Origin of the sequence: Variovorax rhizosphaerae, from assembly GCF_037889975.1 — a bacterium.
Classification (GTDB): Bacteria; Pseudomonadota; Gammaproteobacteria; order Burkholderiales; family Burkholderiaceae_C; genus Variovorax; species Variovorax rhizosphaerae.
Genome location: NZ_JBBKZT010000006.1, coordinates 99,356 through 113,433 on the forward strand (window position 1 = coordinate 99,356; position 14,078 = coordinate 113,433).

The following is a 14,078-nucleotide window of genomic DNA, read 5'->3' on the forward strand; positions in this document are numbered from 1 at the left end:
ATCGGCAGGAGCCGCACCATGAACTTCCTACCCCCAGCGTTTCCGGCACGGCGTCTGTCCCGTACCGCCGCCCTGGCTGCCGGTTGCGCCGCGATCCTCGCCGCGACCTTCTCCGGGCAGGCGCAGGCGGAAACCGAAAGCCGCAACGTCGCCGACTTCGATGAAGTGGTTTTCTCTGTCGCCGGCGAAGTCCGCATCGAACAGGGCGGGCGCGAATCACTGTCCATCGAGGCCGAACCCAAGGTGCTGCGCAAGATCACCACCGAGGTCCGCGACCGGCGCCTGGTCATCGGGCTTTCACAGGGCAAGGTCGAGACGGATCAACCGATCCGCATGAAGCTGGCCGTGCGCAACCTGAAGTCCTTCGAGTCGCGCACCACGGGCGAGATCGGCATCGGAGCGCTGCGCGGCGACACGTTGGCGCTGGTGCTGGCCGGCGGCGGCTCGATCCGCCTCGACCGCCTGGAGACCGCCCGCAGCCTCGATGTGCGCATCGCCGGCGCGGGCGAGGTCACGGTGGGCGGCGGCAAAGTGACGGCCCAGAAACTTTCCATCACCGGCTCGGGCACTTACGTCGCGCCGAAACTCGCCAGCGAAAGTGCCGACATCACCATCAGTGGCAACGGCGAGGTGCAACTCGCCGCCAGCGCCAGGCTGGACGTTCGCATCAGCGGCATCGGCAACGTGCGCTATCACGGCAACCCGGCCATCACGCGTTCGATCCAGGGCATCGGTTCGATCGAGAAAGATTGAACCGGTCCGGCGGCAGGTGCAACCCATGGATGTTGACGAATCCACCCCTTCAAGGAGCACTTCGATGTACCGCTACCTCAGCACCCTCGCCCTCGCACTCGCTGCCGCCGGCGTCCTGGTCGCCCTCCCGGTCAAGGCCGAGAAGGTGGTCGTCTACCGCGAAGGCCAGGTCGTGAATCCGCAGGATGTTGCGGACGTGCTGGGCAAGAGCCGTTCGATCAAGCTGCTCGACGATGCGCCTGCAGTCACTTCCGCAGCCCCCGCTTCTGCCCCGGCGAAGTCCACCGTGGTGGCTGCGGCCTCGGCGTCCAGGGCGAAGCCCTCGGCGCGTCCTGCGGCCCCCGCGCGCACTGCACCCGCTGCAACGGCAGCCGCAGCATCCGCATCCGCTGCGCCCGCCGCGCCCGTGCGTCAGGACCCCAGCTCCGAAGCCCCCGCAGCACTCTCCCTGCCGGTGCAGTTCGCCTTCGGCTCCGCCGAGATCCTGCCGATCGCCCGCACCCAGCTCGACGCCCTCGCCGAAGGCATCAAGCTGCTGGCCCCGGGCAGCATCGTCACCATCGAAGGCCACACCGACGCCGCCGGCAGCGCGGCCTACAACCTGCAGTTGTCGCGTGTCCGCGCCAACGCCGTCCGCGACTACCTGGTCAACCACCACGACATCGACGCCGCCCGCCTGAAGACGGTCGGCTATGGCAAGGAACGCCCGATCGAAGGCCTCAGCCCGCACGCGGCCGAGAACCGTCGCGTGCAATTCCGCGGGACGTGACCCACCCCCGGCGGCCCGGCAAAGCCGGTTCCGCGGGTGCCCCGAACAGGCAGTGCTCGCCCTCACCCGCTCCCCTTGTGCCACTGCGAGGCACAGCCGAGAATGGAACGCGATTCGCCAGGGAGTCCGCCGGTCCGCAGCACACACTCTTTCCGCCGCACCATGAGTCGCCGTCGCCTGCTCGCCTGCCTTGGCCTCGGCCTCCTGCCCACGTGGTGGAGCACGGCCAGCCTGGCCCAACCCAGGGCCAAGGTCGACGCCCCCGGACAGCGTCGCGTGGCACTCGTCATCGGCAACGGGCGCTACCCGGAAATGCCGCTCAACAATCCGGAGCACGATGCCCGCCTGGTCGCGCAGACCTTGCGCAGCCTCGACTTCGAGGTGGGCGAGCACCTCAATCTCAATGCCCGCGACTTCAAGCGGGTGCTGCGCGAATTCGCGCGGCGCATGGACGACGACCAGGTCGCCTCGGTCTTCTACTACGCCGGCCATGGCGTGCAGATCGGCGGGCGCAACTTCCTGCTGCCGGTCGACATTGCGCTACGCGATGAGGCCGAGGTGCGCGACGAAGCCATCGACATGCAGGAAGCGCTGCTTTCGCATGTCGAGCGGGTGCGTCCGCGTGCCCGCATCTTCATCATCGACGCCTGCCGCAACGACCCTTTCGCGACGCGCGGGCGCGGCTCGCGCAATGCCAGCGGCCTGGCCGAGATGGCAGCGCCCGGCGCCCTCATCGCCTTCTCCGCCGCGCCGGGCCGCGTCGCCGAGGACGGCCCGATCGGCGGCAACAGCGTCTACACGAAACACCTCGCCACCGAGCTGAAGACCCCGGGCGTGGATGTCGAGGAAATGATGAAGGCGGTGCGCATCAAGGTGCTGCGCGACACGGCGGAGCGCCAGATCCCGTGGGTCAACACCTCGATGGTGGTGAACTTCATGTTCAACCCCGGGCCGGCGCCGGCCCTGGCCGGGCCCAGGCGCAACCTCCAGTTGCTGGTGCAGGCGCAGCGCAGCCTGAACACCGATGCGCGCAATGCCTCGGCCTCGCTGGCGCTGCGGGTCTATGTGCTGCGCGACGCGAGCGGCTTCGAGAAGGCCAGCTTCGACAGCCTCTACGACGATGACGAGGCCGCGCTCGGCTCGAGCGTGCTGGTGCGCGAGAAGCTGTACCTGCGCCCCGGCGAAGCGCGCGAACTGGCCCTGGAGATCGGCAGCGACGCGCGTGCGGTCGCCGTGTTCGGTGCGTTCCGGGAGCTCGAGCAATCGCAGTGGCGAGCGGTCCTGACGCTGCCGGCCGGGACGCTGGCACCGCGCGCGCGCATCGACGCGCAGGCGCGCCAATTGCAACTGGGGTGGGTCCGGTGAACAGACCCGGCGCCGCGCCCGCGTCGCCACTGGCCGGCGCGTCGGATGGGGTCGATGGGGTCGCTGGGCTCGACGAACCGGCCTCCGTGCGTGCGCTGCGCGCCGAGGCGCTTCCACTCGTCGCATTGATCGCCCGCCTGCGCGATGGCACGCCCGCCGACACCGCCGAACTGCGTCGCACGCTGTCCGCGGCGGTGGCCGGCTTCGAAGCCGATGCGCGCGTTGCAGGTGTCGACGAGCCCAGCGTCGCGGCCGCCAGCTACGTGCTTTGTGCCTGGGGTGACGAGCAGTTTGCCGCGGCGCCCTGGGGCGCGGGCAGTGCGGGCCTGCTGCAGCGCTTCCACGGCGATGCCAGCGGCGGCGACAAGCTGTTGCGCCTGCTGTCGCGGCTTGCGGAAAAGCCGCGCGAGAACCGCGCGCTGCTGGAGTTGTTCCACACCTGCCTGAGCCTGGGCTTGCGCACGCACATGGCCACGGAAAAGCACGACCACGAAACCCTGCGCGCCCGCGTGCAACTCGCGCTGCAACAAGTGGCGCCGGCGCCGTCGCTGGTGCCCGCCTGGCATTGCGCCGCAGCAGCCGTCAGTCCACCCCGTGCGCCGCGCATCGCGTTGCCGGCGGTGCTGCTGCTGGGCGTGCTGGCCCTGGGCGTCTACAGCGCCAGTCAGCTTCAGTTGGCATCGCGCGTCGACGGCGTGCTCGCGTCAATGCAGGAACTGGTGCCGGCGCGCAGCGTGCCCGCGCAGCCGATCACCCCCGTTACCGCCGTGCCGCCGCGACTGGCCTCGAACCTGCGCGAGGACATCGACGCGGGCCGCTTGTCCGTACGCGACGAGGCGTTGCGCAGCGTGGTCGTGATCAGTGCCGATGCGCTCGGCAAGGCCACCGACCCCTTGACGCGCCTGGCCGCCGCGCTGAAGAAGGTGCCGGGCAAGGTGCTGGTCATCGGCTACACCGATGGCAGCGATCCACCCACGGCGCGCACGCCCTCGGCCTGGCACCAGGCGATGGAATGGGCGCGCGGCGTGGCCGACGTGCTGCGTCCCTCGCTCGGTGAGGAGCGCCTGGCGGTCGAGGCCCGCGTCGATGCTGCCGCCAATGCGCCGCTGCGGCGCGTCGAGATCGTGCTGTTTCCGGAATGAAGGCGCCGCCCCGCTCCGTGCAGATCGCCGTGAACCTCGGCGCGGCGGGCGTCTTGCTGTGGTTCGCGGCGCCGTTGCTGGTGTTTGGCAAGTGGCACCCCTTCGACGACGTGCTCGCCCGCCTCGGCTTGCTGGTGCTGGCGCTGCTGCTGGTGGTCGGCCTCTACGGCCTGTCGTTGTGGCTGGCCCGGCGGCGCAACGAACGGCTGTTGAAAGGCCTCGAACAGGGCGATGTCGGCCTGGAACTGAGCCAGCGCTTCCGCGATGCGCTCGCCATGCTGCGCAATGGCGTCGAGACCAAAGGCGCCCGCCGCTGGTGGCAGCGCCGGCGACAGCTGCAGCAACTGCCTTGGTACCTGATCATCGGCGCGCCCGGCGGCGGCAAGACGACCGCGATCCTGCACTCGGGCCTGCGCTTCCCTTTGGCCGAGAAGCTCGGGCGCGACCCGCTCGCCGGCATCGGCGGCACCCGCCAGTGCGACTGGTGGTTCAGCCAGGAGGCCGTGTTCATCGACACCGCAGGTCGCTACCTGACGCAGGACAGCGATGCCGCCGCCGACGCCCGCGAGTGGCAGCAGTTCCTCGCCTTGCTGCGTCGGCACCGGCCGGTGCAGCCGATCAACGGCGTGATCGTCAGCGTCAGCGTGCCCGACCTGCTGCAGGGCGGTGCGGAGATGGCGCGCCAATCGGCGGCCGTTGCGGCGCGGCTGGACGAACTGCGGCGCGAACTCGATCTCGCCTTTCCGGTTTACCTGCTGGTCACCAAGGCCGACCTTCTGTCCGGCTTCATCGAGACCTTCGGCAACCTCGACGCCGCGCAACGCGAGCAGTTCTGGGGCCTGGTGTTCGATGCCGATGTCGTCGGTGTGCCGGTCAATCTCGACATGCGCCTGAATGAACTCGCGCAACGGCTGGCACAACGCACGCCGGAGATGCTCCAGCAGGAACGGCAGGCGCACCGCCGCCTGCCGATCTACGCCTTCGCGGCGCAGTTCAAGGCCTTGCTTTCCCCGCTTGAACGCTTCGTGCGCGAGGCCTTTGCCGGCATTGCCGTCGAACCGGCGCAGCGCCTGCGCTCGATCGCGCTGACGAGCGGCACGCAGGAAGGCAATCCGATCGATCGCGTCATCAGCGAGCTCGCCCGCAGCCATGGCCTGGCGCTGAAGCCGCTGGCGCGACCGGATGCCGGTGGCAAGTCGTACTTCCTCAGCGCCTTGCTCAAGCAGTTGGTCATCGCGGAGGCACCGCTGGCCGGCCAGCGCCTGCGGCGGCTGCGCTGGCGGCGGCGCGCCGTCATGGCCGGCGCTGGCGTGGCCGGCGTCACGCTGCTCGCCGCCTCCGCCCTGTGGTGGCAAAGCTATCAGCGCAACCTCGCGTATGTCGACGCCGTGCGCACGCGCGTCGAGCAATTGACTGAGCGCATCGGCCCGCTGGAATCGGTGAGCCTGGAGCAGGTGCTGCCGCTGTATGCGCTGCTGGAACGGCTGGCCTCCAACGACGGCATCGACCCCGACGAGCCTCCCGCCGGCTTCGGCTTCGGCCTGTTCCAGGGGCCGCGGCTGGCGCGCTCGGCGGAGCAGGCCTACCGCGGGATGCTCGACCAGAGCCTGGCGCCGCTGCTCATCGAACGACTGAGCCGCGACCTGCGCGATGCCAAGGACAGCGCGACGCGCTACGAGGCGCTGCGCGCAGCGTTGATGCTGTCCGACCCGGCACGGCTGGTCCGCCCGGAGTTGAAGGGCTGGGTCGGGCAGGCCCTGGTGCAGGCGAGCGGCGCCGGCGAGCGCGCCGAATGGACGCGCCATGTCGACACCTTGATCGAACGCAGCGGCCTGCCCGAGGCGATGCGCCCGGACGAGGCCGGTGTGCGCGCGGCGCGCAGCGCCCTCGCAGCGATGCCGCCGGCGCAACGCGTGCACGAACTCCTGCTGCAACGCGTGGCCGACCCCGAGCCGCCGCAAGACCTGCCGAGCCAACTGGGCACGACCAGCGCCGCCTTCTTCACCACGTCGAGCGCCGGCCCGATGCCCGTGCATTCCAGCGCCGGCGACTGGCGCCGCAAGCTCCTGCCGGCGCTCGATCCGCTCATCGACACGCTCGCGAACGAGGCCGACTGGGTGCTCGGCGACACCGGCGGCGACATGCGACGGCTGCAGAAGGACCGCGGTTGGCGCGACGACATCGCCACGCAGGTCGGCAAGCGGCAGGCGCAGCGCGTGATCGCGGCCTGGTCGGCGCAGCTCGATGCGCTCGCTTTGGCGCCGGTCGCCGATGCGGAGGCCGCCTCGCGCAGGGCCGCCGAACTCACCGCGCCCGACTCGCCGCTGCGCCGCCTCTTCACGCGGCTGGCCGACGAGTTCAGCGCGCCGCCCCAGGGCGGCAGTGCGGCAGAGAACGGCTTCAATGGCGCGTTGCGGGCGCGCTTCGGGACGCTGGGCGACTACGCCGCCGGAGCGGGACCGCAAGCACTCGACCGGCTGCAGTCACTCGCCACCGGCAAGCGCGACGACAGCGCCGCCGCCGAACTCGACGCGACCCTGCGCGCCGAGGCCGCGCGCGCGCCGCCGGAACTGCGCAAGCTCTACGTCGACCTGGCGACATTGATTCGCTCGCGCGGCGGCGCCAAGCCGAATTTCGACGCCGCGCTGGCCGAGGTCGCGCAGACCTGCGCCACGTTGACGCGCGATCGCTTTCCGTTTGGCGGCGCTGCGTCGCGCGACATGGCGCCGAGCGATTTCGCGCGCTTGTTCGGCCCCGGCGGCCTGTTCGACGAGTTCCGGCGCCACCAGTTGGACGAACGCGTGGATACGTCGAGCCGGCCATGGAAGGCGCGCGGCGCGGGGGTGGATGCGGGCGCGTTGGCCTCCTTCGAGCAGGCCGCGGCCATCGGCATCCTGTTCTTTCCCAAAGGCGCGCCGTTGCCCGAACTTCGCTTGCGCCTCACACCACAACGCATGGATGCGGAACTGCTGCAATTCAGCGTCGATGTGGATGGCCAGTTGTTGCGCTTCGAGAACGGTCCGGCGCGAGCGAAGGAGCTGGTCTGGCCCGGACCGGCCTCGACGCAGAAGGTGCTGTTGCGCATCCTGCCTCCCGGCCCGTCCGGCGTCGGTGCGGAAGTCCATGAAGGTGCGTTCGCCTGGGTCCGGGTGCTGTTGCGCAGCGACTGGCAGGGCGCGCGCGGCGCACCGGCCCGGCTGTCGCTCGTCGTCGACACGCGCAAGCTCGACGTCGAGGCGAGCGCCGCTGCCGGGACTGACGCCGACATCTGGACGCTCCGGGACCTGGTGCGTTTTCGCTGCCCGCCGGCATCATGGTGAAGTCGTCGCTGTCGTCGCCGCGTCGCGTCTGCTGGTACGGCAAGTTGCCGGCGCGCGGAGATTTCGTCGGCCGTGGCCTGCCGCCACGCTGGCGCAGCGACTGGGACGGCTGGCTGCAACGTGGCCTCGCGCTCGCCGCCAGGACGACGGACGGCGAAACGCTGCGTGAGCGCCTGTGCAGCTTCGCGCCGTGGCGCTACGTGGCGCTGCCGGCCGCTGGAGAGACCTGGTGCGGCATCGTCATCGCGTCGCACGACCGTGTCGGGCGCGCCTTCCCGCTGACGCTGGTGGAACGCATCGATGCGCCGGGTTCACAGGACGAAAGCTGGGTCAGGCTGTCAGCATTGCTCGACGCGGTCGCCCAGGGGCCGGAAGCGCTCGAAGCGGTGATTGCCGCCTTGCCGGCGCGTGCGGGCTTGGCTGTTGAATTCCTGCACCCCCTGCCGCCGGCGCCGGGCAGCCTCTGGTGGCCGCTCGGCGCTTCACGCGATGCCGCTGCGCGATCCGCGGCCTGGCCGCCGGAACCGGAGTTGCTGCTCGAGCTGGCCGGGGTCACCGACAAGGAACGCTAGAAGGCCACGCCGATCGATGTGACCAGCACCTGGTCTTTCGATCCCGGGTTGAACCAGAACCCGCCAATCGTCATCCGGCGCCAGGTCACTTGCGCGAACGGGCCGCGCTGAACCTCGCGAGAGCCGCCGTAGACCCGGGTCCGCTGCGCCGCAAGACCGACGCGCAGCCACTCGACGGGCCGGAACCCGAGTTCGCCCCACGCGTAGAAATAGCTGCTGCTTTGCGCATTCTTGTCGTTGACGTATTCGGCCTCGACATAGAAGTCGAGCCGCCGCCATGCGACGCTCGCCTCCAGGCCGGGCACGAAGGCCCTGGTCGTGCCCCACGCAGTCCCCACCAGGGGTGTCAGCTCCCACTTGATCTCGTCGCCGCCGGAGAAATTCCAGCCTACGAATGCCGACCGCGCACCGACCGACTCGTAGTTGACCCGGGCCTCGATGTGCAGGGAGCCGCGGTCGGCCGTGACGGTTCCCGAAACGAAGTTGTCGCCTCCACGAACGATCGTCGGCATTGCCGTGACCGTGAACTCCCAGGAGGAACCATCGGGACGAAAGCCGCGCCGTCCCTTGCCATCAATCTCGTCGGCGAGTGCGATCGCCGCGGTCATGGCCCCGAGCACCGTGACGACGGGGCGCGCGATCCTCATCCGCCCAGGGCGTTGATCGCGCCCACCAGTACCGTGCCCAGCGCCGCCATGCCGAAGCCGGCCTTCCACCCGCCGTAGCCGGCATAGCGCCCGAAGGCCAGCCCCCCGAAGAACAGCATCACCAGGGCAATGACCCGCGACAGGTTCTTTGCCGCTCCCACGTCCTGCATCAATGCGAAGGGCAGCACGACCGGGAAGGTGGCTACCACCACGAGCACGAATACCGCCACCGCGGCGCGCAGGTCATCCCAACCCAGGGTGGGTCGTTCCGGCACCGAAGGATGCGCGACGATGCGGTCGCGAATGGCCTCGATCTCGGTTGCCGAGACAAGCGCGGCGACACCGCTCGACAGCGAGCGCTCGATCAGGCTGCGGCCTGCCTGCGCATCCGGCGCGGCGCGTACCGCATGCACGAGCGTCAGCCGCCTGCCGCGATCGGCGACGTTGCGAACCAGGTACATCACCGCATCGACAAGGCCCCAGGCGAGGTTGCAGCCCAGGGCGGCGATGAACATGGCGCGAATCTCCGCACGCCCTGCCTCGGCCACCGACACGGCGCCGACAAAGCTGAGCGCCATGAGAAGTCCGAAGAGCAGTTCCGAGATGCGGTCGATGGGACTCAGAACTGGCTCCCGGGGTGCTTCAGCGGTGGTGGTCATTTCGTGCATACCCGTCCTTGCGTTGATTGTTGGCCTGGAACACCCGGTCCGCTTTGCGCCAAGTCAGATGAACGCTCGCTTCAGCCCGCCTCGCACCAGATCGCCACCGCCGAGTAGTTGTCCTGATCGCTGCGCCCCGCCTGTTGCACCCCCGCCTCCAGCCGATCCAACCACGCCTCCACGCCATCGCACCCGACCACGCTCCCCGCCATCGCCCCTTCATCGAAGGCCGACCAAAGACCGTCGGAGCACAGCAGCAGCGCATCGCCACACGCGAGCACCTGCGGCGTCAGCAGACACTCCAGATCGAAGCCCCCCGGCGTGCCGAGCGCCGAGGTCAATTGCCCCGCTTCATCGGCGCCCGCATCCAGCCCGGCATCTCGCAGGGTCTGTTCGAGGCTCTGGTCGCGCGTACGGCCCAGCAACCGGGCGTCATGCCAGCGGTACAGGCGCGAGTCGCCGGCATGGGCCCAGAGCGCCTCGCCGCTGTTCAGGTCGAGCAACAGCACCACGATGGTGGTGCGCATGTCGGAGGTCGCGGTGCCGGCCACCTGTTGCGCGACGACGGCCTCGTTGGCGCCCTCCACCAGCGCCTGCAGGATCTCCAGGCTGACCTCGGGCCGTAGCGCGAAGGCCTCCAGCACATGCGTGACCGCGGCGCGCGATGCGACCTGTCCGCCACCGTGGCCGCCGGCGCCGTCGCACAGCGCAGCGACCAGCGACCCGGCGCCCAGCCAATAGCCGAAGGCGTCCTCGTTGCTCTCGCGCCGGCCCGTTTGCGACAGCGCTGCCAGCGAGATGCTCAGCGGCCCGGCGGCCATGGTGGTTCCAGCGGCGACGGGTTGGTGTCATCGTCGTCGCGCGACTGGGCCTCGTAGGCGCGCACGAATTCGCGTCCGAAGATGGTCTCGAAGTCGTCGTCCAGGTGTTCGAGCAACTGCGCGTGCTGCGTGCAGTGGCGCTGCCAGAGGGCCGCCGCGCGCAAGGACGGCAGGCGCCGCGTCATGCCGTGCGCAGGTCCTTCCATGGTCTCCGCGGCCTCCGGACTGAGCCTGGAGAAAAGCTCGAACACGGCGGCGCGCATGCCGGCCACCATCGCCACCTGGTGCACCAGCAGGTCGTGATGGGCATCCTTCAGCGCCGCCACCGGATCGAGGAAGCCGGGGCTCGGTTCGCGTTGCAGCATGCGCGTCAGGGCTTCGGTGGCGCCGGGCGAGAACTTGAGGGGGTTGTTCTGGCGCGGCGCGATGATCGTGCCCTCGGCCCGCATGTGGCGCTTGGCGACGGCGCGGCTCTTCAGCAGTGCAAGCGTGCCCTCGGCGGTCTCGCGCAACAGCGCGCCCAGGTGCTCCATCCACTCCGGCGTCATGGGCGCCACGTCGGCGCCAAGGCCGGCCCCGCGGCTGAAGGCCGCCGCAAGCTCATGCAGTTCGGGTGAACGGGGCGCGGCGGCGGGCGCCTGCGGCGGTGGCGTCACTGGCACAGCCTGCATCGGGGGCGCGGCCGGGGGCGTCGCAGGCGGACGCGGGGTGCCCGGTGTCACCGTCCGTACGAACAGTCGGCTCGTCTGCCACGACACCCCTGCGCCCTCCGACTGCGCCTCGGCGGGCATCGCGGACGGCGGGGACGCGGCGGGCGCAGCGTAAGCCGATGCAGGCGTCGATGCGGAGGGCCATGCGGAAGTCGATGCGCGAGGCGGCGCGGGGGACGTTTCAGCAGGCGAAGCCGGACGCGATGCAGGAGGCGATGGTTCTGCCGCCGACGGTGTGGCGGGTGCCAGGTCCGGCAGCGGCGACGCCGAAGCCAGCGGATCGTTCACGCTGTCCAGGTCGAACCAGCGGTCCAGCCGCGCCCGAGGCGCAGCCGGCGCCGCAACGGTTTCGACCGCGAGTTCGAACGCTCCCACACGCAGCCGATCCCCCACCGCCAGCGGCAGTTCCCCGCCCGGCAGCACCTGCGTTCCGTTCACCCACAAGGGTGAATGGCCGCTGACACAACGCACGCGCGCGCCCTCGCCGACCGCGGCCACCAGCGCATGCTGGCGCGACACCATGCGCAGCGGGTCGGCCAGCACCAGTCCGCAATCGACCGAACGCCCGATCACCAGACCCTTGGGCGGCAGCGCCAACGCCGTCTCGTCGGGGACGGTGGCGCCGGGGCGGCGTGTGACGCGGAGTGCAATCACGGCAAGCTCGCCTTCAGCCGAGGGCACGCCAAAGGTCGGCCTGCACACGGCGGGCATCGACACTGGGCGTGAGTTGTTCCAGCACCTTGGCGACGAACTGTTCGCGCGTCGTCGACTTGGCAGCGCAGCGACTGGCGACGATGCGCGCGATCGGTCCCATCGAGGACGCGAGCGCTGCAGCCGCCTTGTCGACATCGCCCTGGCGCATTGGCGCACCCGCGGGCGCCTCGCCGAGGTTTGTAGCCGCCCGGAAATTCGTGGCCGCGACCGTCGTGGTGGTGTGCGTGCGCGGTCCGGTGGCGCGAGCCAGGAAGCGCTCCCTTGCATCGAAATCGACGATCGCCCCGGCCACGGCGTGCCGCACGTCCGACTGCGAGGTCAAGCCACGGGCGGCGCGCCGCACCAGCACGCGCGCCACCGCGCCGACATGCTCGGCCAGCTCGCGCTCGATGTCCGCCAGCGCGGTCGCGTCCCATCCGGTGGGCGCGGGAACCGATGGCGGGCTGGTGCCGGGCAGCGACGTGGCCGGAGCCTGTTGCGGTGTCACCGGGATGGTGGGCGGGGACAGCGATGGCGAGGTCGGCGGTGGCGTGTACGGCGAAGGCGTGGTCGGCGTCGCAGGCAGGTCGCGCGCCTTCGCCTTCGGTGCGGCCCGTGTGGCGTCGGGGTCTTCGAGCACGGGCGCGAGCAAAAGGTGGGCCGGCAGCACCTCCGGCAAGGTCTCCGTGGCCAGCGCGAGCAGCGCCGTCCGCATCGCCAGGGCACTCGCGTAGCGCTCGGCCGGATTCTTCGCCAGCGCCCGGTCGATGACCCCGTCGAAGGGCGCGAGGGCGGGCTCCTTGGCCTGTTCGCTCAGCGGCTTGTGCGCCTCGTACACGATCTTGTACATGATCGCGTCGTCGGTGCCGACGAAGGGCGTGGTGCCGCTCAGCATGCGGTAGAGCAGCACGCCGGCGGAGAAGACATCGACGCGGCGGTCGATCTCGCGGTCGGTGTACTGCTCGGGCGCGATGTAGCCGGGCGAGCCGATGATCGATGTGGCGCGGGTGAGGTTCGAGGATTCGGTACGGGCGATGCCGAAGTCGGTGATCTTCAGGCGCCCGTCGTCGGCGATCAGCAGGTTCGCGGGCTTGATGTCGCGGTGCACGATGCCGCGCTCATGGGCATAGTGCAGGCCGTCGAGCAACTGCACCATCACGCACAGCACCTGGGGCACGTCCAGCTTGCGCGGCGGCTGCACGTACTCGCGCAGGTTCCGCCCGGCCACGTACTCCATGACGATGTAGGCGTTGTCGTTGTCCTCGCCGAACTGGTAGACCGGGACGATGTTGCGATGCGTCAGCCGCCCCGCCGCCTTGGCCTCCACCCGGAAGCGCGCCGCCACGCTGGTCTCGTCGTTCGATTCCAGCAGGCGCCGATGGATGGTCTTGATCGCCACCGGGCGGTCGATCACCGGATCGTGCGCCAGGTACACCATCCCCATCGCGCCCTGTCCAATCACGCCGCGGATCGGGTATGGACCAACATGGGAGGGGACGGACATAGGGCTGGGCGACCTCAGAAGGTGTGAACGGATCCGACGTGTCCGAGCAGGCCGTCAAAGCGCGTCCGATCAAGGCGCAAAGCACAGGCATGGCTTGAGCCACGGCGAGCATTTGCAACGCGGAGCGGGCGTGTCTTGGCGGAATGAGCGGGCATGGCGGGTTCGTTCACACCTTCTTATGTATCGATCATTTTTATCGCCTGGTCGAGGCTGTTGCGCATGCGCGCGAACGACTTCGCCAGCGTCCCGATCTCGTCACGGCCCTTGGTGTTGAACTCCGGCACGTCGGGTTCGCCGAGGCTGACGCGGTTGGCCACCTTCGACAGCGCCGTCACCGGCCGGATCACGAGCAGGTAGAGCATCACGTTCAACACCACGCCGATGGCCACGAAGATGCCGATCAGCGATCCCATGAAGACCCGGAAGGTCTGCTCGGCACGCGCCAGCGGCAGCGCCATGGGCACCGACACCACCTGCGCACCGATCACCTCGTTCATCTGCCAGCCGAAGCCGTTGGCCGGGCCGTACTTGTCGATCAGCGTGCGCGGCGCGGCTTCCACCGTGCTGTGGCAGGCCAGGCAGGCGGCGTTGGTGATGCGCAGCGGTCGCGCGATGTACAGCGCCCGTCCGGTGCCCGACTCGCGCTCGCCGACGAACTCCTTCTGCTCGGCCTGGGTGCGGAAGCGGTTCACGATGTCGGCTTCCCAGTCGACCGCCCGGTCGCGCGGGTTGGTCGGGTTCAGCGTGGCTTCCTTGTAGGTGTAGTCGGGGAAGGTCTTGGACAGCGTGGCCAGCACTTCGGTGGCGGAATAGGCGGGGACCGTCTGCGGCAGGAAGGTGTACTTCATCTGCGTTTCCAGCAGCGGGCGGATCTGGTCGTTGGTGTAGGCGCGGATCGCGACCGCCTTTTCCATCGTCAGGCGCGCGTGGTTCAGCACCTCCTCCTTGGCATTGCGTTGCAGCAGGTCGTAGGAAATCTTGCCCGCGCCGAGCACGCCGGCGACGAAGACAACCAGGAAGATCAGGTTGAACTTGAATAGAAGGCGCATGAGGTACTCCGGTCCTTGACTGTGGGCCTGTTCAAAGACCCTGGTCCGCTGTGTTGCGGCTCGACGTGCAACGG

The 14,078-nt window shown here is 69.7% G+C and carries 12 protein-coding genes; 6 read left to right on the forward strand and 6 right to left on the reverse strand.

Annotated features, from left to right (window positions below; genetic code table 11):
* Positions 1-18: 18 nt before the first annotated feature.
* The 6 genes from WKW82_RS14130 (at position 19) to tagF (ending at position 7,921) form a co-directional block, all read left to right on the forward strand.
* Positions 19-753 (forward strand): head GIN domain-containing protein, encoded by a 735-nt coding sequence (locus WKW82_RS14130; protein WP_340342933.1) that lies wholly within the window; start codon positions 19-21, stop codon positions 751-753.
* A 64-nt stretch (positions 754-817) separates the two neighbouring features.
* The gene (locus WKW82_RS14135; protein WP_340342934.1) at positions 818-1,522 is read left to right on the forward strand and encodes an OmpA family protein; all 705 of its coding nucleotides are present in this window, start codon (positions 818-820) and stop codon (positions 1,520-1,522) included.
* A 162-nt stretch (positions 1,523-1,684) separates the two neighbouring features.
* Positions 1,685-2,887 carry a type VI secretion system lipoprotein TssJ gene (gene tssJ / locus WKW82_RS14140; RefSeq protein WP_340342935.1) on the forward strand — a complete coding sequence of 401 codons (1,203 nt, stop codon included), beginning with the start codon at positions 1,685-1,687 and terminating at the stop codon, positions 2,885-2,887.
* Complete coding sequence (locus tag WKW82_RS14145) at positions 2,884-4,029, forward strand: DotU/TssL family secretion system protein (protein ID WP_340342936.1); 1,146 nt, start codon at positions 2,884-2,886, stop codon at positions 4,027-4,029. The genes tssJ and WKW82_RS14145 overlap by 4 nt, the downstream gene beginning before the upstream one ends.
* Positions 4,026-7,349 carry a type VI secretion system membrane subunit TssM gene (gene tssM / locus WKW82_RS14150; RefSeq protein WP_340342937.1) on the forward strand — a complete coding sequence of 1,108 codons (3,324 nt, stop codon included), beginning with the start codon at positions 4,026-4,028 and terminating at the stop codon, positions 7,347-7,349. Before WKW82_RS14145 ends, tssM begins: the two co-directional genes overlap by 4 nt.
* On the forward strand, positions 7,343-7,921 hold the full coding sequence (gene tagF / locus WKW82_RS14155; protein WP_340342938.1) for a type VI secretion system-associated protein TagF: 579 nt from the start codon (positions 7,343-7,345) through the stop codon (positions 7,919-7,921). The genes tssM and tagF overlap by 7 nt, the downstream gene beginning before the upstream one ends.
* On the opposite strand, the gene WKW82_RS14160 is transcribed toward tagF, so the two are convergent.
* The 6 genes from WKW82_RS14160 to WKW82_RS14185 form a co-directional block, all read right to left on the reverse strand.
* The gene (locus WKW82_RS14160; protein ID WP_340342939.1) at positions 7,918-8,529 is read right to left on the reverse strand and encodes a hypothetical protein; all 612 of its coding nucleotides are present in this window, start codon (positions 8,527-8,529) and stop codon (positions 7,918-7,920) included. The two genes, tagF and WKW82_RS14160, sit on opposite strands and share 4 nt — an antisense overlap.
* 35 nt (positions 8,530-8,564) lie before the next feature.
* A complete protein-coding gene (locus WKW82_RS14165) occupies positions 8,565-9,227 on the reverse strand; it encodes a hypothetical protein (RefSeq protein ID WP_340342940.1) in 663 nt (220 codons plus the stop codon).
* Between the two features lie 80 nt (positions 9,228-9,307).
* Entirely contained in the window at positions 9,308-10,048 is a 741-nt protein-coding gene (locus WKW82_RS14170; protein ID WP_340342941.1) for a PP2C family protein-serine/threonine phosphatase, read from the reverse strand.
* Positions 10,030-11,412 (reverse strand): type VI secretion system-associated FHA domain protein TagH, encoded by a 1,383-nt coding sequence (tagH, locus tag WKW82_RS14175; RefSeq protein ID WP_340342942.1) that lies wholly within the window; start codon positions 11,410-11,412, stop codon positions 10,030-10,032. The genes WKW82_RS14170 and tagH overlap by 19 nt, the downstream gene beginning before the upstream one ends.
* Positions 11,413-11,425: 13 nt before the next feature.
* The gene (locus WKW82_RS14180; protein WP_340342943.1) at positions 11,426-12,955 is read right to left on the reverse strand and encodes a serine/threonine-protein kinase; all 1,530 of its coding nucleotides are present in this window, start codon (positions 12,953-12,955) and stop codon (positions 11,426-11,428) included.
* A 176-nt stretch (positions 12,956-13,131) separates the two neighbouring features.
* Positions 13,132-14,004 (reverse strand): c-type heme family protein, encoded by an 873-nt coding sequence (locus tag WKW82_RS14185; protein ID WP_340342944.1) that lies wholly within the window; start codon positions 14,002-14,004, stop codon positions 13,132-13,134.
* Positions 14,005-14,078: the final 74 nt, after the last annotated feature.

Bases quoted from the DNA above. Each gene is read 5' to 3' on its own strand.
- WKW82_RS14130 (WP_340342933.1), top strand. From the start codon at position 19: ATGAACTTCCTACCCCCAGCGTTTCCGGCACGGCGTCTGTCCCGTACC.
- WKW82_RS14135 (WP_340342934.1), top strand. From the start codon at position 818: ATGTACCGCTACCTCAGCACCCTCGCCCTCGCACTCGCTGCCGCCGGC.
- tssJ (WP_340342935.1), top strand. From the start codon at position 1,685: ATGAGTCGCCGTCGCCTGCTCGCCTGCCTTGGCCTCGGCCTCCTGCCC.
- tssM (WP_340342937.1), top strand. From the start codon at position 4,026: ATGAAGGCGCCGCCCCGCTCCGTGCAGATCGCCGTGAACCTCGGCGCG.
- tagF (WP_340342938.1), top strand. From the start codon at position 7,343: ATGGTGAAGTCGTCGCTGTCGTCGCCGCGTCGCGTCTGCTGGTACGGC.
- WKW82_RS14160 (WP_340342939.1), bottom strand. From the start codon at position 8,529: ATGACCGCGGCGATCGCACTCGCCGACGAGATTGATGGCAAGGGACGG.
- WKW82_RS14165 (WP_340342940.1), bottom strand. From the start codon at position 9,227: ATGACCACCACCGCTGAAGCACCCCGGGAGCCAGTTCTGAGTCCCATC.
- WKW82_RS14170 (WP_340342941.1), bottom strand. From the start codon at position 10,048: ATGGCCGCCGGGCCGCTGAGCATCTCGCTGGCAGCGCTGTCGCAAACG.
- WKW82_RS14180 (WP_340342943.1), bottom strand. From the start codon at position 12,955: ATGTCCGTCCCCTCCCATGTTGGTCCATACCCGATCCGCGGCGTGATT.
- WKW82_RS14185 (WP_340342944.1), bottom strand. From the start codon at position 14,004: ATGCGCCTTCTATTCAAGTTCAACCTGATCTTCCTGGTTGTCTTCGTC.